Here is a 23,352-nt window from a genome sequence, read left to right on the forward strand (position 1 = left end):
CGGCGGGCGGGAGCTACGCCGGCTGCCTGGGCACCCTGAGGTCGAGGACGCAGACGTCGTCGCGGCGTTCGCTCTCCAGCATCGAGGCGAGCAGCGACCCCAGCGCCCCGGCCGGGCCGCCGCGGCCCGCGGCGGCCGCCCCGGCGAGTCGCTCCAGGCCCTCATGGATGCCCTCGCCGGGCCGCTCGACCAGGCCGTCGGTGTACAGCAGCAGCCGGTCGCCCGGCTCCAGCCGGCACTCCGCCTCCTCGAACACCGGGGTCTCGGTGGCGCCCAGCAGGACCCCGTGCGGACGGTCCAGGAAGCGCGGCTCGCCCCCGCGCAGCAGCAGCGGCGGCGGGTGGCCCGCCTGGGCCCACAGCAGTCGGTGTTCGGCCGGCTTGTAGCGGGCCAGCACCATGGTGGCCGTGCGGCGGGTGTCCCGGGAGTGGAGCAGCAGGGTGTTCAGGCCGAGGAGCGCGTCCGTCAGCGCGGAACCGGTGAGGATCATGCCCTTGGCCGTGAAGCGGAGCTGGGCCATCGTGGCCACCGCGTCGATGCCGTGCCCGGCGACGTCGCCGATCACGAACAGCGCGTCGCCGCCGGGCAGTTCGATCGCGCTGAACCAGTCACCGCCGACGTGGATCCCGGACTGCGCCGGCAGATAGGCCACATCGACCCGCAGCCCGGCCAGCCGCACGGGCCGCCGCGGCAGCGGCAGCAGCGCGTGCTGGAGCCGGCCCGCCAGCGTCCGCTCGGCCTGGAGGATCCCGTGCTGCGCCAGGATCGCCCGCTCGCTCTCCACCAGGGCGAGTTCGGCGCTGCGCTGCGCGGTGAGGTCCTGCACGAAGCCGTGCACCTGGACCGGGGCGCCCTCGGCGTCCGCCACGGCCTCCGCGACGAGCCGCAGATGCCGTACCCCGGCCGCCGTTCTGATCCGGAACGGCACGTCGAACGGTTTGCCCTCGGCGAGCAGTTCGCGCACCACCCGGGCGAGCCCGGGTTCGTCCTCGGGCAGGGCGAGCTCAGGCAGCTCGGCCAGGCCGACCGGGCCGTCCCCGGGGTCGCGGCCGCACAGCTCGTAGACCTGGTACGACCAGACCGCCTCCTGGGTGACCAGGTTCCAGGTGGCCCAGCCGAGGCGGCCGAGCCGCTGGATGTCCGCCAGGCGCTGCTCCTGCCGGTCGGAGGACTCGTGCCGCAGCCAGGTGACCACCAGGCCGGCGCCCAGCCGGGCGGCCCGCACCGAGTACATGGACAGCTCCTGGCCGCCCGGCTCCAGCTCCTGCCGCGCGAACGGCTCGCCCTCGTAGGGCTCCCCGCCGGTGAGCGTGTCCAGCCAGCCCTGCCACAGCGGCTCCCGGGCGGCGGCCGGCCAGCACTCGAGGACCCGGCGGCCGACCAGTTCGCGTCCGCCGCGGCCGACCACGTCGACGGTCTGCGCCGTCGCGGCCTCTATGCGGTAGTCCTCGACCTCGCCCGACGGCGACCGCAGCGGGGTGAGCAGCAGGGTGGTGCCGGGCAGCGCGTCGAACAGGGCGCGGACCATGGCCTCGGCACCGTCCCCGGCGCCAGCCGGGGCGGGCTCGGGCCGGGTGGCGAAGGCGCGCAGCCGGCCCGCGCACAGCCGGGTCACCCCGCGCAGCAGCTCCCGGACGTCCGGCGGGAACGGGCCCTTGCGGTCGCGCAGCACACCGATGACGGCGTCCGCCGCGTCCCCGTGGAGCACGGGCAGCCAGGCGCGGGAGGGCCACGAACCGGTCGGACCCCCGATCAGCAGGTACCGCCTGCTGTCCTCGGCGAGGTCCTCCAGCCACAGTTCCTCGCGGGTGTCGACGGCGTGCTGGGCGGCCGCCCCGCTGACCGGAGGCACGTGCCTCCACAGGTCGGCGAGCGATTCGTCGATGCCGGCGTGGCCGGTCAGTTCCAGCCCTCCGTCGGGCAGCCTCCGGTAGATCACCACCGCGGCCGCGCCCACGGGCAGGGATAGGTGGTCCAGCAGGCACCCGGCGAGATCCCGCGGGGTGCCGACGCGGACCAGGGCCCGGCCGAACAGGGCGAGGACGCCTGAGCCGCCGTCCCCGTACGGGACGTCCGCCCCGGTCCCGTCAGAGCCCGGCCGGGCGGACGTGTACGGGGTGCCCTCCGGGGCGGGGGAGGGCGCGGGGGTGACCGGCTCGGCGCCGGCCGGGTCCGGTCGGGAGTCCAGGGTGCCGAGGGTGATCCAGCACTCCTCCATGAGGGTGCGGTTCGCGGCCGTGGCGCGCGCCAGCAGCTCCTCGTGCGCGGCCTCCGCGGCGCAGCCGGTCAGCGCCATCAGCGCGCCCTTGGCCCGCTCGAGTACGGCCGAGGTCGACGCCTGGTCCTGGAGCCGGTCGAGTTCGGCCCGCTGCCTGGCCACCACCTTGGCCAGCGCCGCCATGTCGGGGGCGGTGCCGGACGCCGCGGGAACGACGGGTTCGCTGGTCACGCGTCGAGCATCGCACATACCGGCCGGTCCGATCACCGGATTGCCGGCCCGGATTCACGGGGGACCCGGCGCCGGGCGAGCGGGGCCGGAACGGCTCACCGGTGTCCGGGGCGCTCCACGAGTGCCTCCGTCACCGCGCGGACACTGCGGGCGATGTGCTGGAGTTGCAGCAGTTCGGCGGCGTACAGCTTGATCGTGTGCTCGATGACCGACTCCGGCACGCCGAGCCGGGGCAGCTCGGCGCGCGCGGTCTGCAGGGCGGTGCGGGCGACCCGGACCTCCTGCTGGACCTGTATCTGCGCATGCCGGGCGAGCAGGACGGGGTGGCGGATCAGCGCGGGGTAGCTGCCGTAGCGCGCCGGGACCAGTTCGCGCAGCCACTTGGCCGCGGAGCGTTCCCAGTCGTAGCTGCCGGGGGTCTTGACCTGGCGGGGCCAGTCCGGGCTCAGGCGCGTGGTCGTCTGGGTCATGGCATCGCTTCCGGTGTGCGCCGTCGTGGAGGGGTGGGACGACGACGTGGAGGGGTGGGACGACGAGGTGAGCGGCCCCCGCCCAGGGGAGGGGCGGGGCCGCCGCGGGCGCTCGCGCAGGCGATGCCCGACCCGGCACCCCATGTGCCGACGCCGGTGGGAGACGGCGGCCCGGGGCCCGTGCAGGGTGGCGCACGTACCGGGGTTGGGCCGGACCGTGATCCGTGAGCAGTAGCAGTATTTATATATGCCGTCCACTTGGCAAGGAGCATGTAAACATTCATGCCCCACCCATGCCGGGCGTCGCACGGCCCCCACGGCGACGGCGATGCCCGCTGCCCGGGCCGGCCGGGGGAGCCCGGTGGAGGGCCGGTCAGTCCCGGAGGAAGAAGTCGTGCTGGTCGGCGATCTGCTCGTACGCCTCCAGCCGGGCCTGGGTCCGTTCCGGATCGGCGTCGGTCATGGCCTGGAGCAGCGCCGCGCACATCACCCCGGGCGCGGCGTAGGAGTCGAACACCAGGCGGGACCCGGTCCCGGTGGCGAAGGTGACGTCGGCCTCGTCGGCCACCGGTCCGAGCGCCAGGTCGGTGATCACGGCCACCTTGAGCCCGGCGTCGCGGGCCACCCGCACGGCGGCCAGGGTCTCGTGCGCGTGCCGGGGCATCGAAAAGGCCAGCACCCAGGTGCCGCCGGCCTCCCGGGCCTGCAGCAGCGTGTCGTAGGCGACGCTGCCGCCGCGGGTCACCAGCCGCACGTCCGGATGGATGCGCCGCGCCGCGTAGGCGAAGTACTCCGCGAGCGACGCCGAGATGCGCAGGCCGAGCACGGTCAGCGGGGTCGACAGCGACAGCGCGCGGCCGGTGTCGATCACGAGGCGGGGATCGGCGAGGTCCCGGCGCAGATCCTCCAGGTTCCCGATCTCCGCGTCGACGGCCGCCTGGAGCTCGTTGCTCCGGTCCTGCTCGGCCGCGCCCGGACCGCCCGCCAGGGTCCGCAGCGCGATGGACTGGAGCCTCTCGCGCAGCGCCGGGTAGCCGCTGAAGCCGACCGCCGAGGCGAACCGCGTCACCGACGGCTGGCTGACGCCGACCCGGTCGGCCAGCTCCGTGATCGACATGAACGCAGCCTCGGTGATGTTCTCGATCAGGTACTGCGCGATGCGGCGCTGCCCGGGAGACAGCCGGGGCCCATCGAAGATCGTCCTGAGCTGGGACGCGGGAGCGGCCTCCGCTCGGGGCACCGTCTTTCCCGAGGTGATCGCGGACGCCTGCGCGCGCGCCTGCTGCGGCGATGGCACCGGCGCGCCTCCTTTGTCTCCCACAGAGGCCCAACATAGTCCAACGCGGCGCGGACGCCGTCCCGTCGGGCGACCGGACCGGGACCCGGCGGACGACCGGACCGGGGCCCGGCGGACGACGGGGACCGGCCTGGCTCAGGCCGCCCTCGCCCCGGGCGGCAGGGCCGACCGCGGCACGATCAGGTCGGCGCGGGACCGGGTCGCCGCGACCAGGTCGGCGTTGCGCTGGTCGGTGCCCAGGACCCAGGCCACCGCCTCCCGGTGCGACTTGCCGAACTCCTCGTGCCGGGCGACCAGGCGGCGTACGCGCTCCGGCTCGTCGAGCTCGCAGAACCACACCTCGTCCAGACGCGGTCGCACCCGCGCCCACAGTCCCGTGTCCAGCAGCAGGTAGTTGCCCTCCGTCACCACCAGCCGGGCCGACGGCGGTACCGGGACGGCGCCCGCGACGGGCTGCTCCAGGACGCGGTCGAAGCCGGGCGCGTACACCGTCCCGTCCGTCTCCTCGCGCAGCCGGCGCAGCAGCGCCGCGTACCCCGCCGCGTCGAAGGTGTCCGGCGCGCCCTTGCGGTCGCGGCGGCCGAGCCGGTCGAGTTCGGTGTCGGCGAGGTGGAAGCCGTCCATCGGCACGTGCGCCGCCCAGGGCTCCCCGTCCGCGTTCAGCGCCCGCACCAGGTGCGCGGCCAGGGTCGACTTGCCCGCGCCGGGGCTGCCCGCGACACCGAGGATCGCCCGGTGTCCGGCACGGGGGAGGGCCCGGGCACGGGCCAGGAGGTCGTCGAAGGTCAGCGGCACACGGCACAGTGTGTCACCCGGTCGGCGGGGACGGACCACGTGCCGCGGGCAGGACACGCCCGCGCAACCGGCGTAGGCCCGCCGCCGGGAGCACGATGGCCGCGACGGAACGTCAGGCGGGACATGGGGTAGGACATGGGCCGGATGTGGCACTCGACACCCTCTCAATGCCGCGATGCGGGGAAAGGTGCCTTTATGACAGAGCTCGGTCTGCCCGAAGACATCACCGTCTGCCTCTTCGACCTCGACGGGGTGGTCACCAAGACGGCCGTGGTGCACGCGGCCGCCTGGAAGGAGACGTTCGACGCCTTCCTGCGCGAGCGGGACGGCGCCGGCTTCCGGCCCTTCGACCCGGTCGCCGACTACGACGAGTACGTCGACGGCCGCCCCCGCGCCGACGGGGTGCGCACCTTCCTCGCCTCCCGCGACATCGAACTGCCCGAGGGCGGCCCCGACGACCCGCCGGACGCGCAGACGGTCAACGGGGTCGGCAACCGCAAGAACGAACTCGTGCTGGAGAAGATCCGTACCGAGGGTGTGGAGGCGTACGAGGGGACCCTGCGCTACATCGGGGCCGTCCGGGCGAAGGGCCTGCGGACCGCGATCGTCTCGTCCAGCGCCAACACCCGGGACGTCCTGCACTCGATCGACGCCGAACGCCTCTTCGACGTCCGTATCGACGGCGTGGTCGCCCGCGAACGCGGTCTGCCGGGCAAGCCCCACCCCGACACCTTCCTGGCCGCCGCCCAGGACCTGGGCGTCGACGCCGGGCGTGCCGCCGTCTTCGAGGACGCGCTGGCCGGCATGGAGGCGGGCCGCTCGGGCCGCTTCGGATACGTCGTCGGCGTCGACCGCGTGGGCCAGCGCGAGGCGCTGTACGCGCACGGCGCCGACGTGGTCGTCAAGGACCTCGCCGAACTTCTCGGCGCGGGAGGAGGAACCGCGTGATCACCCATCGTTCGTACGCCGTCGAGCCGTGGACCGTGCGCGAGACGGAAATCAGCCTCGACGTCCTCGCCCAGAGCGAGTCCGTCTTCGCGCTGTCCAACGGGCACGTCGGCTGGCGCGGCAACCTCGACGAGGGCGAACCGCACGGACTGCCCGGCTCCTACCTCAACGGCGTGTACGAGGTGCACCCGCTGCCGTACGCGGAGGCCGGCTACGGCTACCCCGAGTCGGGCCAGACCCTCATCAACGTCACCAACGGCAAGGTGCTGCGGCTGCTCGTCGACGACGAGCCGTTCGACCTGCGCTACGGCCGGCTGGTCTCGCACGAGCGCACCGTCGACCTGCGGCGCGGGGTGATGGAGCGGACCTGCGAGTGGATCTCCCCGGCCGGCACGACGATCCGGGTGCGCTCGACCCGGCTGGTCTCGCTCACCCAGCGGTCGATCGCCGCGGTCGCCTACGAGGTGGAGCCGGTCGGCTCCCAGGCCCGCGTGGTCATCCAGTCGGAGCTGGTGGCCAACGAGCAGCTGCCGCAGTCCAACGGCGATCCCCGGGCGGCGATGGCCCTGGAGTCCCCGCTGGAGCCGGAGGACGACTTCGCCTGCGGCAAACGGCTGCGACTGGTCCACAGCACCCGGAACAGCGGCCTGCGGGTGGCCGTGGCCGCCGACCACGTGGTCTCCGGGCCCGAGCACTTCACGACCGACAGCGAGAGCCATCCCCATCTGGCACGGCTGACGGTCGCCTCCGTCCTCCAGCCGGGAGAGCGGCTGCGGGTGGAGAAGTTCGTGGCACACGGCTGGTCCGGCGCCCGCTCCCTGCCGGCGATGAGCGACCAGGTCGACGCGGCCCTGGCGGCCGCCGCGCACGGCGGCTGGAGCGGCCTGGTCGAGGAACAGCGGGCGTACCTGGACGACTTCTGGGCCCGTGCCGACGTCGAGGTGGACGGCGACGAGGAGATCCAGCAGGCCGTCCGCTTCGCCCTCTTCCACGTCCTCCAGGCCGGCGCCCGCGCCGAGGAACGGGCGATCGCAGCCAAGGGGCTGACCGGCTCCGGCTACGACGGGCACGCCTTCTGGGACACCGAGATGTTCGTGCTGCCCGTGCTGACCTACACCGCGCCCGACGCCGTCACCGAGGCGCTGCGCTGGCGGCAGAACACGCTGCCCGCCGCGCGGGAGCGCGCGGCCCAACTGGGCCTGCGCGGCGCCGCGTTCCCCTGGCGGACCATCGAGGGCCAGGAGGGGTCGGCGTACTGGCCCGCCGGCACCGCCGCCTTCCATGTGAACGCCGCCATCGCGCACGCCGTGGTGCGCTACGTCGCGACGACGGGCGACGAGGACTTCGAACGCGACACCGGAGTCGAACTGCTGGTGGAGACGGCCCGGCTGTGGCGTTCACTGGGCCACCACGACCACCACGGCACCTTCCACATCGACGGTGTCACAGGACCCGACGAGTACAGCGCGATCGCCGACGACAACACGTACACCAACCTGATGGCGCGGGCGAACCTGCTGGCCGCGGCCGACGTCGTCGAACGCCATCCGAAGGAGGCGGAACGGCTCGGCGCCGACGACGAGGAGAGCGCCACCTGGCGGGACGCGGCCGAGGCGATGAACATCCCGTACAACGCCGATCTGGGCGTGCACGAGCAGCACGCGGGGTTCACCCGCTACCAGCGCTGGGACTTCGCCGGCACCCGCGCCGACCAGTACCCGCTGCTGCTGCACTTCCCCTACTTCGACCTGTACCGCAAGCAGGTGATCAAGCAGGCGGACCTGGTCCTCGCGATGTACACGTGCGGCAGCGAGTTCGACGAGGAGCACATCGCCCGCAACTTCGCCTACTACGAGCCGCTGACCGTACGGGACTCCTCGCTGTCGGCCTGCGTGCAGGCCGTCATCGCCGCCCAGGCGGGCCATCTGCGCCTGGCCTACGACTACGCGGCCGAGGCCGCCCTCATGGACCTGGAGGACCTGGAGCACAACACCCGCGACGGGCTGCACATCGCCTCCCTCGCCGGTACCTGGCAGGCGCTGGTGGTCGGATTCGGCGGCACCCGCAGGGTCGGCGAGGAACTGGCGTTCTCGCCGCGGCTGCCGGAGAAGTTCAGCCGGCTCGCCTTCACGCTCCAGTTCCGCGGCCGCCGGCTGCGCGTGGAGGTCACCCAGCAGAACGCCACGTATTCGCTGCTCGACGGGCCGGCCATGACGATCCGTCACCACGGCGCCCCGGTCACGCTCCGCCCGGGTGCCGCCTCGGCCCGCCCGGTGCCGCCGCCGAAGCACCTGCCGGCTCCGGAACAGCCCCCGCACCGCAAGCCCAATGCCCCCCGCTGAGGCGTGCGTTTCCCGCCGTACGGGACACCGTCGGCCTGCGGACCGCTGCCGGCCCGGGGGAACGCCGCCGGGCTACGGGACGATGTGCACCAGCAGGCGCAGCAGGTCGCCCGTGGCGTCGGCGGCGCCCAGGGCGGGCAGCGCGCCGAGGGCGAGGACGGCCGCCGCGACGGAGCGCAGGTGCGGCGGCGGGGCGGACTGGAGGGCCGCGATCCGCCGGGTGACGGCGCGGTCGGTGAAGCCCAGCGCGCACGAAGGCTCCGCCCGCCCGGCCGTGAGCGCCGCGCGGGCGAGCGCACGGGCGGTGGTGGTGCGGTCGCCGACCGCCGCGGCGGCCCGCTCGTCCGCCCAGCGCTCGACGAGGAAGGCCACCTGGTCGCGCACCCGCCCGAGCAGCGGGTTGGCCGCGCAGGCCAGCGTGGCCGCGGTCACCAGGAGCGCGTGCCGGTGCGCCAGATGGGCGCGTTCATGGGCGAGCAGCACCCGGCGCTCGACGGGATCCAGCGCGCCGAGCATCCCCGCCGTGACCAGGATCCGGCCAGGTGAGCCGGGGATGGCGAACGCCCGAGGCACGGGCGAGGCGGCGACGACGAGTTCGGTGTCCCCGGGCTGCCCCTCGCACAGCCGCCGCAGTGCGCGGCGCGTGGTGTACTCGGCGCGGACGGCCCGCCACAGCCGGTGGGCGATCAGCGCGAGTGCCGGGCAGGCGGCGATCCCGATGGCCTCGGGCACCGGTTCCGGGATCGGGTGGCCGGCCGCCCGGGCCTCGGCGACGACCGGCGGGGCGTCGCCGAGAAGGGTGGCGGCCAGCAGGGCGAGGGACCACACGGTGGCGGCGGCCGTCACCGCGGCGGCGGCGGTCAGCACGCGCGCGGCCAGGGCCGGGGCCACCCGCCGGCCGACCGCGGGGCTGACCGCGGCGAGCAGCACGGACAACGCCAGCGGAGTGTAGACGTCGACCGTCACGCGGCTCCTCCGGTGAGCAACTCGCGCAGGGCGCTCTCCTCCTCGGGGCTCAGCCCGGTCACGAACTGCTGCAGGGCGGCGATCGGATCGGGGCCGCGGTCGAGGGCGTCGTGCATCGCCTGGGCGGTCAGCTCGGCCGCGTTCTTGGCCGGCCGGTAGGCACCCCGCCGCCCGTCCACCTCGCGCAGCACCAGGCCCTTGTCGTACAGGCGTTTGAGGATGGTGTGCGCGGTGTTGTAGGCCAGGCCTCCGCCGATCTCGAGCTGGATCTCGGCCGGGGTGAGCGGGTGGTCCGTGGACCACAGAGCCGCGAGGACCTCGCTCTCCAACTCGCCCGAACTGCGCCGTTCCACCCTGCCGTGAGGCCCTCTTCCAGCCATGCCCTCAACCTTACAGCGCGTAGGGGTTCAGGCGTCCGGCGGCGTCCCGCGCGGCGCGTGGGCGCGGCTCGGGTTAGTTTGTCCCTGTTTTACCCGATGTCGTGGATATTTCCCTGACGTCGTGCCGGTTTTCCGGATGTCCTGCTTGTTTCTCTGACGTCCTACCTGGTTCCTGCTTACCTGGTTCCTGCGCCACGGCGCGGGAACGCGGGGAGTCCGAAACCCCGCGGTACGGGGGTGAGGGGTACACATGGCCGACGGTGCGCACGCCATACTCGCCGGGACGCGCCGAGCCGGACCGAGACCCGGCCCGGTCCGCGTCCGCCGGGCTCGCGGCGACACCCTCGTGGCGGCCGCGGCCGCCGCCTTCACCCTCGCCCAACTTCTCCTCGTCCGCCCCGGCATGGGCCTCGGCTGGGACGAGTCCATCTACGTCAGCCAGGTCAGCGCCCACGCACCGGCCGCCTACTTCAGCGCCCCGCGTGCCCGCGGCGTCTCGCTGCTCGTCGCGCCGGTCGCCTCGTGGTCGTCGTCCACCGTGCTGCTGCGTTGCTACCTCGCGGTGCTGTCCGGGCTCGCCCTGTACCTGGCGCTGCGCGTATGGCGGCACATGTTCGGCTCCGGTGTCCTGGCCCTGGCCGGCGCCCTGTTCGCCTCCCTGTGGGTGACGCTGTTCTACGGTCCTCAGGCCATGCCCAACTACTGGGTCGCCATCGGCGCCCTCGCCTGCGCCGGCTGCTTCCTGCGCGCCCGGACCGGCCCGTCGGACCGCGCCGCCCTGTGGGGACTGGCCGGCGGCGCCGCCCTCATGGCCCTGATGCGCCCCATGGACGCCGTCTGGGTGGTCCTGCCCCTGCTCGGGCTCGCGTTGCTGGAGCGGCGGTGGAAGCCGCTCGCCGTGCTGCTCGGCGGACTGGCCGCCGGGTCCGCCGAATGGGTCATCGAGGCGTTCGTCAGCTACGGCGGCCTGTTGCAGCGGTTGTCCGACGGCTCCGCCATACAGGGCGGCCTGGGCTGGCACTTCGCCGTGGCCGACCAACTGCGCAGCCTGGGCGGGCGCGCGCTGTGCCGGCCGTGCACCGGCGCGCAGCCGAACCCGGCCATCACCGCCTGGTGGTACGTCCTGCCGCTGCTCGCCCTGCTGGGCCTCGCCCTCGCCGTGCGCGCCCGGCGCAGCCCGCCCACGCTGGTCGCGCTGGCCTGCGCCGCCACGGCCGCCTTCCCCTACCTGTTCCTGATCGGCTACGCGGCCCCCCGCTTCCTGCTCCCCGCCTACCTCCTCCTCGCGCTCCCGGCCGCCGACGCGCTCGTTCAGCTCGTGAGAGCGCCGAACGGCAGATGGCGGCGCCTCGCCGTGGCCCTGGTCGCCCTCGGCCTCGCCGGGCACCTGGCCGTGCAGTACGCCGTCCTCGCCCACACCGTCCACCGCACCACCGCCGACCGCCGCGTCTGGTCCGGCACCGCCGCCACGCTGCACCGCCTCGGGGTGCGCCCGCCCTGTCTGCTCGCCGGTGAGGAGGCCATACCGATCGCCTTCTACACCGGCTGCGGCTCCGCCTCGACCTCGGGCCCCAACACCAACAGCACCCCGACGGCCGTCGAACAGGCCGCCCGGCGCCTGCCGGTCGCCGTCCTCACCACGGCCGACGGCACCCCACCGCGGTACGCCCGTGCCTGGCCCGCCCACCGCTACGGCGACCTGCGCCTGTACGTGGCGCCTCGGGTGCGCGAGGACACCGGTCCCTGAGGCCCGCCCCGGCAACCGCCACCAACGCGCCCTGTTGGGCGGGCCTGGTGGCATGCCACGTCGCCGTGCCGGGCCTGGTGCCCGTCAAGGGGCGACCGAAGCCCTGGCCGTACAGGCCTCGGCGTGCGGCGTCACGCAGGGCCCGACCGCCCTCGATCACCCGGGTCCCGGCCCGCATGTTCCGCCACCGGCTCCACGGCTCTTCTCGCCAGGCCGGAGATGAAACCGGGGGGCAGCCACCGCGCCGCCGCCCCCAGGCACAGCCCGAGCCAGCCCGCGGTGAAGAGCCAGCCGCCGATCACATCGGTGAACCAGTGCACCCCGAGATACACCCGGGTCAGCCCCACCAGCGCGCCCCAGCAGCCGGCGACCAGGCAGCCCGCCGTGCGGCCGCGCGGGGCGCGCAGGGTCACCGCCAGGATCACCAGCCCGGCGGCCAGCGCCGAGGTGGTGGTGTGCCCGGACGGGAACGACCAGCCGGAGGCGTGGGCCGCCCAGTCCTGTCGCGGTGGACGCGGCCGGGCGACCAGTTCCATCACGCCGTACCGCACGGCCTGTCCCGCCACCAGGCAGCCGAGGCCGAGCGCGGCCGCCGCCGCACGCTGCCGGACCGTGCGGCCGACGGCGAGGCCGGCCAGCGCGACGAGCAGGTACGGGACGACGCCCGTCCCCGTGGCTGTGAGCCCGCGGGCCACCGCCGCGGCCACCGCCGGACGGTGCCCGAGGGACCAGGAGAGCAGAGTGCCGTCCACGGACAGGGGGCTGCCATGACCGGCGACGACCAGGCCGAGCACCGCGAACGCGGCCCAGGCGCCGAGTGCGGCGCTGCCCGCGAGGTCGGCGGTGGCCCGGGACCTCACGACACCAGCAACGGCCGCAGCCGTGTCGCGGCCAGGCGCCGGGCGAGTGTCTCCGGCCGGCGCAGCAGCGCCTTCATCGCCACATAGGCCACCAGGGCGCCGGTCAGGAGCCCGGCCGCCACGTCGTGCGGATAGTGGGCGCCGACCCAGACCCGGGAGGCGGCCATCGCGATCGCGGCCACGCAGGCGATCGCGCCGAGCCGACGCGAGATCAGGAACAGCGCCACCGCCGCCGCGGCGGCGATCGCCGCGTGATTGCTGGGGAAGGACCAGTCGGTGCGGGCCGGACAGGCCTCCAAAGTGACCACGTGCAGCGTGCGGCACGGGCGTATCTCGTGCACGAGCAGCTTCACGACCGAGTTGACGGCGTAGGCGAGGACCACGACGAGTGGTACCGCCAGGGCCGCGACGGCCGCCTGGGCGCCCGTCCGGCGTGAGCGCCACCAGGCCGCCGCCATCAACACGGCGAACAGGGCCAGGCCATAGGCCGACCACAGGCTCACCACGCCGTCCCACCACGCGGGGGAGCGGCGGGCCAGGTCCACCACGTCCGAGTAGAGGGAGCCGTCGATGGACGAGCCCGACAGGGCGAGGATCATCCGCGCGCCTCCTTCTTCCGCGACTACATATCTGTAGACCGTCTACGTAACTGTAGACGATAACGGCCCCCGGGGTGTTCCTGTGATCGCTCGAACGGGTGAGCCGAGTCACCAGTCATGATGGAGCAACGAATTTGGGCCAACTTGCCCGGCCCGCCCGCCGGCCGGGGTGATTGGGACCGGCCCTGCGGGAAACGCGGATCACGACATGCACAGAGTCCGCTCGCACAGAGTCCGCCAGGGAGGAACCCGTGAGCACCGATCCGATGGCAGACGACGCCTACCAGCCCACCGGGGACAACGAGGAACAGGAGGACGCCGCGCCGCTGGACATGGAGAACGCGGTGGGGGAGCGGACCTACGACGACGTCCTCGACGAGGGGTACTCCCCGCCGGAGAAGCCGCTGGGCGTCACCAAGTACGGCACGACGGCCGCCGAACAGCACGAGGGCGAGAGCCTCGACCAGCGGCTGGCCCAGGAGCGGCCCGACGTGAGCGGCCCGGAGGGCGACGGCGTGGGCGACCTGCCCGGCGGCGAGGGCGAACCCGTCGACCCCGAGGCGGGCGGGGACCGCGCCGGCCGCCTCGTCGCCCCTGACGAGGGCGCCCACGGCGACACCACCAAGGAGGAGGTCGCCGACGACAAGGGCGTCGACGCGGGAGCCGCCGGCGCCGAGGAGGCCGCCGTGCACATCGTTGACGACGACGAACTGCCGGACGACGGCACCGCGCCCTGACCCGGCCCCCGGGTCAGTCCCCGATCCGGTCGATCTGCCGCAGCTTGTTCGTGGCGTCCAGGGCCGCCACCTTGTACGACTCCGCGAGCGTCGGGTAGTTGAACACCGCGTCGACCAGATAGTCCACGGTGCCGCCGCAGCCCATCACCGTCTGCCCGATGTGGATGAGCTCGGTGGCCCCGGCGCCGAAGCAGTGCACCCCGAGCAGCGTGCGGTCCTCGGGCGAGACCAGCAGCTTCAGCAGGCCGTGCGAGTCGCCGATGATCTGCCCGCGGGCCAACTCACGGTAGCGGGAGACGCCCACCTCGAACGGCACCCGGTCCTCGGTGAGCTGGTCCTCGGTCCGCCCGACGAAGCTGATCTCGGGGATCGTGTAGATGCCGATGGGCTGAAGGTCGAGCATCCTGCCGACCGGCTCTCCGCAGGCGTGGTAGGCGGCGGCCCGCCCCTGCTCCATCGAGGTCGCCGCGAGCGCGGGGAATCCGATCACGTCGCCGACCGCGTAGATGTGCGGCACCTGAGTGCGGTAGTGCTCGTCGACCGCGATCCGGCCCCGCGCGTCCGCGCTCAACCCGGCCTTCTCCAGGTCGAGTCCGTCGGTGAGGCCCTGCCGGCCCGCCGAGTACATCACCGCGTCGGCCGGTATCTTCTTGCCGCTCTGCAGCACGGTGAGCGTGCCGTGCTCGTGCCGCTCCACCGCGGCCACCGTCTCCCCGAAGCGGAAGGTGACGGCGAGGTCCCGCAGGTGGTAGCGGAGCGACTCCACGATCTCGACGTCGCACATGTCGAGCATGCCCGGACGCCGTTCGACGACGGTCACCCTGCTGCCGAGCGCGGCGAACATGGAGGCGTACTCCATCCCGATGACCCCGGCGCCGACGATGACCATCGACCGGGGCACCCGCTCCAGCGTGAGCACGTTGTCGGAGTCCATGATGGTGCGCCCGTCGAACTGCACGCTGTCCGGCCGGGCCGGCCGCGTGCCGGTCGCGATGACGATGTGTTCGGCGGTCAGCAGCTTTTCCTCGCCGGTCACTTCGCGCAGCGCGACGGTGTGCTCGTCGACGAAGCGGCCGGTACCGGCGAGCAGGGACACGTGGTTGCGGGAGAGCTGGCTGCGGATGACGTCGACCTCACGGCCCACCACGTGCTGGGTGCGCGCGGTCAGATCGGCGACGGTGATGTCCTCCTTCAGCCGGTAGCTCTGACCGTACAGATCGCGCTGGGTGAGTCCGGTGAGGTAGAGCACCGCCTCGCGCAGGGTCTTGGAGGGAATGGTTCCGGTGTGGATCGAGACCCCGCCGACCATGTCGGGGCTGTCGACGACAGCCACCCGGCGGCCCAGCTTGGCCGCGGCGATGGCGGCCTTCTGGCCGCCCGGTCCGGATCCTATGACGATCATGTCGAAGTCGGGCACGCCCCGGAGTCTCGCAGAGCGACGGCCCCCAGCGAAAGGGACCAGCGAGATCGACCGCGACGGCAGGGCTCCGGTCCCGGGAGAGGCGGCGCCAGCCCGTCTCGTGAGCCACGACAGCGCGAGAGGGGCCGGAACGGCAGGGCTCCGGCCCCTCTCGCACCCGGCCTCCGGGGCTACGGCAGCAGCTTGTCCAGGGCGGCCGGGCCCTCCGTCTCGATCTTGCGCCTGGCCCACTCCAGGTTGCGCGGGGTGATGTCGCGGCCCGCGGCCAGCACCACGTCCTCGGGCGAGACGTCGGTGCCGGTACGGGCGTGGAGCATGTCGTCCGGGGTGCACCGCTCCCCGGGCTCGTGGGATGCGTCGGGTTGTGACGTCGACATGTGGCCTCCTCGGGTCCGGCTCGGTCCCCGCCCGGGTCGGCGTACGGCCCTCGTGCTGCGGGAGCGTGACCTCCTCCCACGATTGCCCGTCGGACGGCACCCTGCATCCGGAAGACCGCTCCTAAGCTGGAGGGAAGCCGGAGGAGAGCCGGTGCAACCGCGACACCGGTCCGCGCGAGGGGGAGAGCGGGGGGACAGCGAGGGGACAGGAGGCAGCCGAGATGGCCGACACCCGAGACCCGGGCCCCGACACGGGCGCACTGCGCTACGTCCCGATCGCCGACCACGGCCTGATCGGCGATCTGCGCAGTGTCGCCCTCGTCGGCACCGACGGCACGATCGACTGGTACTGCTGCCCCTCCTTCGACGCCCCGAGCGTCTTCGCGGCGATCCTGGACGCCGAGCGCGGCGGCCGCTTCGAGCTCGCCGCGACCGAGGCCGCGCGCACCAAGCAGTTCTACTTCCCCGACACCAACGTGCTGATCACCCGGTTCTTCACCGAGGACGGCGTGGGGGAGGTGCAGGACTTCATGCCGGTGACCGGAGACCGGCGGGGATCCGCCGAGACCGAACGGCACCGGCTCATCCGGCGCGTGCTGTGCGTCCGCGGCACCCTGCCGTTCCGGGCCCGGGTGGCTCCCCGCTTCAACTACGGCGCCGACCCGCACACGGTCCGCATGGAGGGCTGCACGGCCCTGTTCGAGTCGGCGACCCTGTCCCTCGCCCTGACTTCCACCGTGCCCCTGGAGAACGACGGCACGGACCTGCGGGCGGACTTCAAGCTCGCCGAGGGCGAGTCGGCCGTCTTCGCGCTGGACCAGGTCGGCGGCGAGGTGGCCCCACGGCGGTGCGCCCACGCCGAGGCCGAGGACCAGTTCTGCGCCACGGTCACCTACTGGCGCCGCTGGCTCGCCCAGTCCCGCTACCGCGGCCGCTGGCGGGAGATGGTCCACCGCTCCGCCCTCACCCTGAAACTGCTCACCTACGCCCCGACCGGCGCCATCGTCGCCGCGCCCACCACGAGCCTGCCCGAGCGGGTCGGCGGTGAGCGCAACTGGGACTACCGCTACGTCTGGGTGCGCGACGCCGCGTTCGCCGTCTACGCGCTGCTGCGGCTCGGCTTCGCCGGCGAGGCCGAGGCGTTCATGCGCTTCCTGACCCGGCACATCAGCCCCGGCGACGGCAAGGCGACCGGCCCGTTGCAGATCATGTACGGCATCGACGGCCGCAACGAGCTGCCCGAACGCGAACTCGGCCACCTGGAGGGACACCGGGGCTCCGCGCCCGTACGGGTCGGCAACGCCGCCGCCGACCAGCTCCAGCTCGACATCTATGGCGCCCTGATCGACTCGATCTACCTCTTCGACAAGTGGGCCCAGCCGATCTCCAGCGCCCAGTGGGACGACGTGACCGCGCTGGTGGACTGGGTCTGCGAGAACTGGGACCAGCCCGACGAGGGAGTGTGGGAGACCCGCGGCGGCCGGAGGAACTTCCTGTACTCGCGCCTGATGTGCTGGGTGGCCGTCGAACGTGCCATGCGGCTGGCCAACCGCCGCGGCCTGCCCGCCGACCTGCCTCGCTGGCGGCAGAGCCGGGACGCCGTCTACCGCCGCATCATGGACCGCGGCTGGTCCGCCGGGCGGCAGGCCTTCGTCCAGTGCGAGGACGGCGACGTCCTGGACGCCGCCGTGCTCATGATGCCGCTGGCCAAGTTCATCGCGCCGACCGACCCCAAGTGGCTGTCCACCCTCGACGCGCTCACCGGGGACCTGGTCTCCGACTCGCTCGTCTACCGCTACGACCCGCAGATCAGCCCCGACGGGCTGCGCGGCGAGGAGGGCACGTTCTCCATCTGCTCGTTCTGGTACGTCGAGGCCCTCACCCGGGCCGGCCGCCTGGACGAGGCCCGCCTCGCCTTCGAGAAGATGCTCACCTACGCCAACCACCTCGGCCTGTACGCCGAGGAGATCGGCCCCACCGGCGAGCAGCAGGGCAACTTCCCCCAGGCCTTCACGCACCTGTCCCTGATCAGCGCGGCCTACAACCTCGACCGCGCCCTGGGCTGACGTCCCGGACGGGTCCCCGGCGTCAGCCGATGTGGTAGGCGTCCCCGTACACCTTCCAGTCCAGCGGCGGTTCCAGGTCGAGGTTGCCCTGGCGCAGGAAGACCCGCTGCGCGGTGTCCACCCTGCTGGTCTCCTGGTGGGCGGTCTCCTTCCGCATGGCCCACAGGCGGGCGTCGAGGAACGCGTTCAGATACGTCACCTCGTCGCCGCCCCGCGCCGGCGGCGCGGCCCTCCTCAGCGCCCGCTCGCGGATGTGGCGGAAGCCGGTCGGGCCACCGCCGCCGTGCATCACGATCGCGTCGTAGTAACCGAACTGGCCGAGGGCGCGCAGCCCGTCCGCCTTGGCCTGCGCGACGGCCGGGTCGAAGTAGACGCGGTCGCGCTCGTCGTCCTGGGCCCGCTGGAAGGCGGTGTCCCGCGCGGCCCGGCGCCAGGCGTCGGGGAAGCCGGGGTCCAGTCCCCGGTGCGAGTCGGTCCCTTCGGCCCGGCGCAGCGCCGGGAGGTAGGGGGCGAGCACGTTGTGCGGGCTGCGGTCGGTGTAGAGGCGCACCAGCCCGAGCATGTCGCCCGTGCCGGAGCAGAAGCCGATGATGCCGGCCGTGTAGCCGCGCCCGTCGCCGATGTCCTCGATGTACGCGTACTGGGCCTTCCAGTCGAGCGTGGAGTTCTCCGCGCTCGACACCAGTCGCATGGCGATCTCCTTCTTCGCCGGGTCGTCCAGGCCCGCCGCCGGGGCCGCGGCGGCACGCCGGGCGTCGAGGAACGGGAGGGCGGCGAACGAGGCGCCGGTCAGGGCGAGGACTCTGCGGCGGACCGCGCCGACCAGATGGGTCGTGCGGCGGTGGTCGTGCGCCAAGGGGGCTCCAAGTGGGTCGACGGTGGAAAAAGCGTCGGTGGGAGAAGCCTCTCAGGGCAGGGGCTGCTCGGCCCAGATGGCCTTGCCGGTCGGTGTGTACCGGGTGCCCCACCGCTCGGCGAGCTGCGCCACGAGGAACAGCCCGCGGCCGCCCTCGTCCGTGGTCGCCGCGTAGCGCAGGTGTGGGGAGGTGTTGCTGCTGTCGAAGACCTCGCAGATCAGGCAGCGGTCGCACAGCACCCGGACGCGGATGGGCTCGCCGCCGTAGCGGATCGCGTTGGTGACCAGCTCGCTGAGGATCAGCTCGGTGGTGAACGTCAGTTCCTCGAGACCCCACTCCACCAGCCGCCGGCTTACTGCCGCGCGCACGTCCCCGACCGCCGACGCCTCCCCGGGCACGTCCCACTCGGCGACCTGCCCGGAACCCAGCGCCCGGGTGCGGGCCACGAGCACCGCGATGTCGTCCACCGGCCGGGACGGCCGGACGCCCAGGGCGGCCCGGCACGTGTCCTCCGGCGATTCGCCGGCGGAGGCGAGAGCGGTGCGCAGCTCCGCCAGGCCCGCGTCGATGTTCCGCTCCCGGTCCATCACGAGCCCGTCGGTGTACAGGACCAGCCGGCTGCCCTCCGCCAGTTCCAGCTCCGCCGTCTCGAACGGCAGCCCGCCGAGCCCGAGCGGGGGACCGGCGGGCACCTCGGGGAACGTCACCTCCCCGTCGGGCCCGACCACAGCGGGCGGCGGATGTCCGGCGCGGGCGACCGCACAGCGGCGCGAGACCGGATCGTAGACCGCGTACAGGCAGGTCGCGCCGGTGACGGGCACGCCGGAACTGTCCGCCGTCTCGTCCTGGTCGATCCGGCCGACCAGCTCGTCCAGCAGCCCGAGCAGCTCCTCGGGCGGCAGGTCCAGGGCGGAGAAGTTGCTGACCGCGGTCCGCAGCCGCCCCATCGTGGCCGCGGCGTGCAGGCCGTGGCCGACCACGTCGCCGACGACGAGCGCGACGCGCGCCCCGGACAGCGGCAGTACGTCGAACCAGTCGCCGCCCACTCCCGCCTGCGCGGGCAGATACCGGTGGGCGATGTCCAGCGCGTTCTGCTCGGGCAGGCTGCGCGGCAACAGGCTGCGCTGAAGGGTGACCGCCAGCCCGTGCTCGCGGGTGTAGCGCCGGGCGTTGTCGATGGAGACCGCCGCCCGGGCCACCAGCTCCTCGGCGAGGGCCAGCTCCTCGGAGTCGAAGGGCTCGTCCTTCTCCGACCGCCAGAAGCTGACCAGGCCGAGCAGCAGGTTGCCGGCCCGCACGGGCACGGCGATCAGCGAGTGGATGCCGGACGCCAGCACCCGCTCGGTGTGCTCGGCGTCCTGGGCCTGCCAGCCCGGGGCAGCGTCCAGACGGGGTTCGAGGACCGGCCGGCGGGACTTGAGACCGAGCGCCTGCGGGGTCGAGGGGATGAAACGGATCTCCTGGCCCAGCGGGTACAGCGGTGTGTCCTCCCGGATCCCGGCGAAGGCCGTACGGCGCAGCGCGGCTCCCGGATCGGGGTCCTCGCCGGCGAGCACGGCGTCGTACAGGTCCACGGTCGCGAAGTCCGCGAACCGGGGAACGGCGACCTGGACGAGTTCCTCGGCGGTCCGGGTCACGTCCAGGGTCGTGCCGACGCCCACGCCGGCGTCGTAGAGCAGACTGAGGCGTTCCCGGGCCTTCTCCGCCCGGCCGGACAGGGCGCGCAGCTCCGTGGAGTCGCGCAGCGTGGCCACACTGCCCGACGGGCCGCCCGGCATGTCCGTGGGCCGCTGGTTGATCGCCAGCAGCCGGTCGCCGACCAGGTGCACCTCGTCGGTGGCGATCCGGCCGGAGGCCAGCAGCTCGGCGGTCTCGGGGGGCAGTCCGAGGTCGAGCACGGGCCGGCGCTCCGCGTCCTCGGGCAGGCCGAGCAGGCGCTGCGCCTCGTCGTTGGCCAGCAGCAGCCTTCCGTCGTCGCCGACGATGATGACGCCTTCCCGTACGGAGTGCAGCACCGCGTCGTGGTGCTCGTACATCCTGGTCATCTCGCGGGGGCCGAGCCCGTGGGTCTGGCGCAGCAGCCGGCGGGTGACCAGCGCCGTCCCTGCCGTGGCCAGGGCCAGCGCCACGGCCGCGGCGCCGAGGACGACCGGAAGCTGCCGGTCCGCGAGGCCGCCGACGTTCCTGGTCGTGATGCCGGCCGATACCAGGCCCACCACCTTGCCGTCCGGCGCCCGGATCGGCACGACGGCCTGCACCAGCGGCCCCAGGGTGCCGTCGACCTGTTCGACGACCGTGCGGCCGGCCAGCGCGGGCTGGAGGGTGCCGACGAACTGCTTGCCGATGCGGTCGGGCTTGGGGTGGGTGTAGCGGATTCCCCGGGTGTTCATCACGACGACGAAGTCGACGTGCGCCTCTTTGCGGGCCGCCTCGGCCCGCGGTTGCAACACCGCCGTCGGGTTTGGGGCGGCGAGCGCCTCGCGGACCCCCGGCGCGTTGGCGAACGTCTCGGCGACGGCGAGCGAGCGGTTGCGGGCCTCCTCGTCGGTGTCGTGCCGCACCTGGAGCACCAGCGCCACCACGGCAGCCGCGACCAGCAGCACCACGATGGCGACCTGGAGCAGGAACACCTGTCCGGCGACGCTGCGTCCGCCGAGGGCCGAGCGCAGCGAGGACGGTCTGTCCCTGCCCGAGTGGCCATGCCCGACCCGCCCGCGCGCCCGCCGGGCCGGGCCGGACGCGAGCTCGAGACGCCGTCCATGGGGACGGTGGGCCGACCGGGAGCCGGTACGACCCGGGAGCCGGACCATGAGCCATGTCTACACTGCCGAGCCCCGTGAGGCGAGAGGCGGGCACCCCCTCGGTCGCGCGGGCGGGCGCGGGACGGCCGCGCGGGCGGCCCCACCGGAGCGCGGGACCCTGCCTGCCGCACATGACCGCGAGACCCGCCCGCTCGGCCGTGCCGGGTCCGCTGCCGTGCCAGGTCCGCTGTCGTGTCAGGCCTGCTTGTGGGCGTCGGTGCGGATGGTCTGGGCGACATCCCGGATCTTGATGTTGTGGTGCTGGGAGAAACGGCGCAGGACGGCGAAGGCGTCCTCCTCGCTCAGGCCGTGGCGCTCCCGCAGGATGCCCATGGCCTCACCGATGGCGTGCCGGGTCTCCAACGCGTGTTCGAGCTGGTCGACGGTTTTTGCACCCGCCACGGCGACGGCGGCGTGCGAGGCGAGCAGCCAGCCCGCGGTCTCGCTGTCCTTGGTGAAGGAGCCGGCACGGCTGGAGTAGAGGTTGAGCGCCCCGAAGTCCTGGTCCTGGGTGTACAGCAGGAAGCCCATCATGCTGCCGATGCCCAGGGCGCGGGCGGCCGGCGCGTACCGCGGCCACGCCGGCTGCGGCCGGGTGAGGTCGGCGATGCGGAACAGCCGGTCCCCGTCGACGCGGCGGGCCGCGTCGAAGCAGGGGCCCTCGCCCATCTCGCCCTGCAGCCGGTCGGACTCCACGACCACGTCCCCGCTGGCGGCCAGGGTCACGGCGCGTCCCTTGCGCACGGCCAGGATGCCGGAGGCCTCGCACCCCTCGATCAGCTCGACGGCCGCCCGGACGATTTCGTCGAGCGTCTCCTGGGGGGAGTCCTGGGCCAGCAGGCGCCGGGCGAGCTGCGCCATCTGCTCGGCGAACTCACGCCATTCCATCCGTACCCGCCCTTCTCGCAGCCGCGCGCGCCGGTACGCACAGGGCGGCGCCCGCAAGCGCCCCCTCTTCGCAGCGTACCCCGCGGTCATCCGCGTACCCGGGCGACACCGATCATGGTCCCGGGCCCCGGCCCGGGCGGGCACGACGATGCCCCGGCCCGCGCGGGCCGGGGCATCGTCCGCGGGATCAGGCGCCCCAGGTGCCCTGGTTGACGGCGCAGTTCCAGCCGGAGCCGTGCAGGGTGAACTTCACCTTGTAGCTCCTGGTGTTCAGCAGGTGGGTCCGGACCTTGAAGCCGAGGCTCGCCTTGCCCTTGAAGGTCGTGGTGCGGACCGTCACGACCTTGGAGGTCCTGTGGCTGATCTTGCCGCCCTTCGGTGTCGCCGTGCTGAAGCGGACGTTCTTGACGTTGGTGACCGTGAACGTGACGTTCTTGATCTTCTTCGTGGTCCTGCTCTTGATGCCGAAGTACAGGCCGCCGTTCGTCACCCACCCGTTGTGGTCCACGTAGAAACGGGACGGATACACGATGTCGATCGGGCAGCCCGAGCTCTGCGGTGCGGTGGTCGCCGCGGCGGCGGCCCCGGCGAGGCCGAGCTGAGCCGCGGTGAGAACCCCGGCCGCGGCCAGTGCCGCGACGGTCGTGCGCTTACGGTTCACTACAGTGACACCTTCCCCCTGCGGCCCTCACGGGCCGGACCGACATGGCGTACGGCGCCCCCGGGGGAGACCGTGCGCCAATGTGACGGCGTATTTCTTAGCACGGGGGAAGAGCGCGGCAGCAACCCCTGGGACTCCAGGGCCACTTGGTGACGAAACCGGGACAATCGTGAGGCGCCGCGCCTGGCGCGTGTGTACGGTGCTGCCATGTATGCCACACGGGTCTCGCGGTGGGTGCGGGCGTCTCCCGCCGCCGTCTACCGGGCCCTCACCGACCCGGACGCGGTGGCGCGATGGCGCGTCCCGGACGGCATGACCGCCCAGGTCCATGAGTTCGACGCCCGCGAGGGCGGCACGTTCCGGGTGTCCCTCTCCTACGACGAGCCGGGCGCCCGGGGCAAGTCGGGTGCCCGCACGGACACCTACCGGGGGCACTTCGCCCGGCTGGTGCCCGGTCGGCTGGTGGTCGAGGTGCTCGCGTTCGAGACCGACGAGGACGCCCTGCACGGCACGATGACGATGACCACGTCACTGGCCGAGGCGGACGGCGGCACGGAGGTCGTGATCGTGCACGAGGGCATCCCCGACAAGGTGCCGCGCGCCGACAACGAGCTGGGGACGCGCATGGCCCTGGACAACCTCGCCCGCCTGGTGGAGAGCGTCGCCGGGGGCGGGGCCTAGGGCCGTTGCAA

Annotated in this window: 20 protein-coding genes; 6 read left to right on the forward strand and 14 right to left on the reverse strand. The window is 73.5% G+C overall.

All coding sequences use genetic code 11. The features are described 5' to 3' along the window. Positions 1–13: 13 nt before the first annotated feature. The 4 genes from ACF09J_RS27370 to ACF09J_RS27385 form a co-directional block, all read right to left on the reverse strand. Positions 14–2,401 carry a SpoIIE family protein phosphatase gene (locus tag ACF09J_RS27370; protein WP_392308150.1) on the reverse strand — a complete coding sequence of 796 codons (2,388 nt, stop codon included), beginning with the start codon at positions 2,399–2,401 and terminating at the stop codon, positions 14–16. Positions 2,402–2,544: 143 nt separating this feature from the next. Continuing rightward, positions 2,545–2,919: a hypothetical protein gene (locus tag ACF09J_RS27375; RefSeq protein ID WP_392308103.1), complete on the reverse strand. Its 375-nt coding sequence runs from the start codon at positions 2,917–2,919 to the stop codon at positions 2,545–2,547. Positions 2,920–3,292: 373 nt separating this feature from the next. Beyond that, positions 3,293–4,216, reverse strand: a complete 924-nt coding sequence (locus ACF09J_RS27380) for a MurR/RpiR family transcriptional regulator (protein WP_392308104.1) — start codon at positions 4,214–4,216, stop codon at positions 3,293–3,295. 135 nt (positions 4,217–4,351) lie between these two features. Continuing rightward, on the reverse strand, positions 4,352–5,011 hold the full coding sequence (locus ACF09J_RS27385; RefSeq protein WP_392308105.1) for a nucleoside/nucleotide kinase family protein: 660 nt from the start codon (positions 5,009–5,011) through the stop codon (positions 4,352–4,354). A gap of 195 nt (positions 5,012–5,206) precedes the next feature. Here ACF09J_RS27385 and ACF09J_RS27390 point away from each other — a divergent pair, with 195 nt between their 5' ends. Together ACF09J_RS27390 and ACF09J_RS27395 are read left to right on the forward strand one after the other, a co-directional pair. Next, positions 5,207–5,959 (forward strand): beta-phosphoglucomutase family hydrolase, encoded by a 753-nt coding sequence (locus ACF09J_RS27390; RefSeq protein WP_392308106.1) that lies wholly within the window; start codon positions 5,207–5,209, stop codon positions 5,957–5,959. Beyond that, the gene (locus tag ACF09J_RS27395) at positions 5,956–8,301 is read left to right on the forward strand and encodes a glycoside hydrolase family 65 protein (protein ID WP_392308107.1); all 2,346 of its coding nucleotides are present in this window, start codon (positions 5,956–5,958) and stop codon (positions 8,299–8,301) included. Before ACF09J_RS27390 ends, ACF09J_RS27395 begins: the two co-directional genes overlap by 4 nt. Before the next feature lie 72 nt (positions 8,302–8,373). Here ACF09J_RS27395 and ACF09J_RS27400 read toward each other — a convergent pair whose 3' ends face one another. Both ACF09J_RS27400 and ACF09J_RS27405 read right to left on the reverse strand, forming a co-directional pair. Continuing rightward, positions 8,374–9,267 (reverse strand): M56 family metallopeptidase, encoded by an 894-nt coding sequence (locus ACF09J_RS27400; RefSeq protein WP_392308108.1) that lies wholly within the window; start codon positions 9,265–9,267, stop codon positions 8,374–8,376. After that, entirely contained in the window at positions 9,264–9,647 is a 384-nt protein-coding gene (locus tag ACF09J_RS27405) for a BlaI/MecI/CopY family transcriptional regulator (protein ID WP_392308109.1), read from the reverse strand. Before ACF09J_RS27405 ends, ACF09J_RS27400 begins: the two co-directional genes overlap by 4 nt. A gap of 250 nt (positions 9,648–9,897) precedes the next feature. Between ACF09J_RS27405 and ACF09J_RS27410 the strand changes: the two genes are divergently transcribed. Next, positions 9,898–11,394, forward strand: a complete 1,497-nt coding sequence (locus ACF09J_RS27410) for a hypothetical protein (protein ID WP_392308110.1) — start codon at positions 9,898–9,900, stop codon at positions 11,392–11,394. A gap of 131 nt (positions 11,395–11,525) precedes the next feature. Here ACF09J_RS27410 and ACF09J_RS27415 read toward each other — a convergent pair whose 3' ends face one another. Beyond that, positions 11,526–12,254 (reverse strand): phosphatase PAP2 family protein, encoded by a 729-nt coding sequence (locus tag ACF09J_RS27415; RefSeq protein ID WP_392308111.1) that lies wholly within the window; start codon positions 12,252–12,254, stop codon positions 11,526–11,528. Beyond that, positions 12,251–12,853, reverse strand: a complete 603-nt coding sequence (locus tag ACF09J_RS27420) for a phosphatase PAP2 family protein (protein WP_392308112.1) — start codon at positions 12,851–12,853, stop codon at positions 12,251–12,253. The genes ACF09J_RS27415 and ACF09J_RS27420 overlap by 4 nt, the downstream gene beginning before the upstream one ends. 251 nt (positions 12,854–13,104) lie before the next feature. Between ACF09J_RS27420 and ACF09J_RS27425 the strand changes: the two genes are divergently transcribed. Then, on the forward strand, positions 13,105–13,590 hold the full coding sequence (locus ACF09J_RS27425) for a DUF5709 domain-containing protein (protein WP_392308113.1): 486 nt from the start codon (positions 13,105–13,107) through the stop codon (positions 13,588–13,590). Positions 13,591–13,603: 13 nt separating this feature from the next. On the opposite strand, the gene sthA is transcribed toward ACF09J_RS27425, so the two are convergent. Beyond that, positions 13,604–15,007, reverse strand: a complete 1,404-nt coding sequence (gene sthA, locus ACF09J_RS27430; protein ID WP_392308114.1) for a Si-specific NAD(P)(+) transhydrogenase — start codon at positions 15,005–15,007, stop codon at positions 13,604–13,606. A 173-nt stretch (positions 15,008–15,180) separates the two neighbouring features. Then, on the reverse strand, positions 15,181–15,387 hold the full coding sequence (locus ACF09J_RS27435) for a hypothetical protein (protein ID WP_392308115.1): 207 nt from the start codon (positions 15,385–15,387) through the stop codon (positions 15,181–15,183). 221 nt (positions 15,388–15,608) lie between these two features. On the opposite strand from ACF09J_RS27435, the gene ACF09J_RS27440 reads away from it, so the two are divergent. Next, on the forward strand, positions 15,609–17,453 hold the full coding sequence (locus ACF09J_RS27440; protein ID WP_392308116.1) for a glycoside hydrolase family 15 protein: 1,845 nt from the start codon (positions 15,609–15,611) through the stop codon (positions 17,451–17,453). 22 nt (positions 17,454–17,475) lie between these two features. On the opposite strand, the gene ACF09J_RS27445 is transcribed toward ACF09J_RS27440, so the two are convergent. The 4 genes from ACF09J_RS27445 to ACF09J_RS27460 all read right to left on the reverse strand — a co-directional run bounded on the left by ACF09J_RS27445 (position 17,476) and on the right by ACF09J_RS27460 (position 22,660). Next, the gene (locus ACF09J_RS27445) at positions 17,476–18,309 is read right to left on the reverse strand and encodes a chitosanase (RefSeq protein WP_392308117.1); all 834 of its coding nucleotides are present in this window, start codon (positions 18,307–18,309) and stop codon (positions 17,476–17,478) included. Positions 18,310–18,360: 51 nt separating this feature from the next. Then, positions 18,361–21,120 carry a SpoIIE family protein phosphatase gene (locus ACF09J_RS27450; protein ID WP_392308118.1) on the reverse strand — a complete coding sequence of 920 codons (2,760 nt, stop codon included), beginning with the start codon at positions 21,118–21,120 and terminating at the stop codon, positions 18,361–18,363. Between the two features lie 186 nt (positions 21,121–21,306). Further along, positions 21,307–21,999 (reverse strand): GAF and ANTAR domain-containing protein, encoded by a 693-nt coding sequence (locus ACF09J_RS27455; protein WP_392308119.1) that lies wholly within the window; start codon positions 21,997–21,999, stop codon positions 21,307–21,309. Between the two features lie 187 nt (positions 22,000–22,186). Beyond that, positions 22,187–22,660: a hypothetical protein gene (locus ACF09J_RS27460; RefSeq protein ID WP_392308120.1), complete on the reverse strand. Its 474-nt coding sequence runs from the start codon at positions 22,658–22,660 to the stop codon at positions 22,187–22,189. A gap of 207 nt (positions 22,661–22,867) precedes the next feature. Between ACF09J_RS27460 and ACF09J_RS27465 the strand changes: the two genes are divergently transcribed. Next, the gene (locus tag ACF09J_RS27465; RefSeq protein ID WP_392308121.1) at positions 22,868–23,341 is read left to right on the forward strand and encodes an SRPBCC family protein; all 474 of its coding nucleotides are present in this window, start codon (positions 22,868–22,870) and stop codon (positions 23,339–23,341) included. Positions 23,342–23,352: the final 11 nt, after the last annotated feature.

Source organism: Streptomyces sp. NPDC014889 (assembly GCF_043081205.1).
In the GTDB taxonomy this organism is placed as follows: Bacteria; Actinomycetota; Actinomycetes; order Streptomycetales; family Streptomycetaceae; genus Streptomyces.

Excerpts from the sequence above, each read along its gene's own strand:
- ACF09J_RS27370 (WP_392308150.1), bottom strand. The coding sequence starts at position 2,401 with ATGGCGGCGCTGGCCAAGGTGGTGGCCAGGCAGCGGGCCGAACTCGAC.
- ACF09J_RS27375 (WP_392308103.1), bottom strand. The coding sequence starts at position 2,919 with ATGACCCAGACGACCACGCGCCTGAGCCCGGACTGGCCCCGCCAGGTC.
- ACF09J_RS27390 (WP_392308106.1), top strand. The coding sequence starts at position 5,207 with ATGACAGAGCTCGGTCTGCCCGAAGACATCACCGTCTGCCTCTTCGAC.
- ACF09J_RS27405 (WP_392308109.1), bottom strand. The coding sequence starts at position 9,647 with ATGGCTGGAAGAGGGCCTCACGGCAGGGTGGAACGGCGCAGTTCGGGC.
- ACF09J_RS27410 (WP_392308110.1), top strand. The coding sequence starts at position 9,898 with ATGGCCGACGGTGCGCACGCCATACTCGCCGGGACGCGCCGAGCCGGA.
- ACF09J_RS27420 (WP_392308112.1), bottom strand. The coding sequence starts at position 12,853 with ATGATCCTCGCCCTGTCGGGCTCGTCCATCGACGGCTCCCTCTACTCG.
- ACF09J_RS27435 (WP_392308115.1), bottom strand. The coding sequence starts at position 15,387 with ATGTCGACGTCACAACCCGACGCATCCCACGAGCCCGGGGAGCGGTGC.
- ACF09J_RS27440 (WP_392308116.1), top strand. The coding sequence starts at position 15,609 with ATGGCCGACACCCGAGACCCGGGCCCCGACACGGGCGCACTGCGCTAC.
- ACF09J_RS27450 (WP_392308118.1), bottom strand. The coding sequence starts at position 21,120 with ATGGTCCGGCTCCCGGGTCGTACCGGCTCCCGGTCGGCCCACCGTCCC.
- ACF09J_RS27455 (WP_392308119.1), bottom strand. The coding sequence starts at position 21,999 with ATGGAATGGCGTGAGTTCGCCGAGCAGATGGCGCAGCTCGCCCGGCGC.
- ACF09J_RS27465 (WP_392308121.1), top strand. The coding sequence starts at position 22,868 with ATGTATGCCACACGGGTCTCGCGGTGGGTGCGGGCGTCTCCCGCCGCC.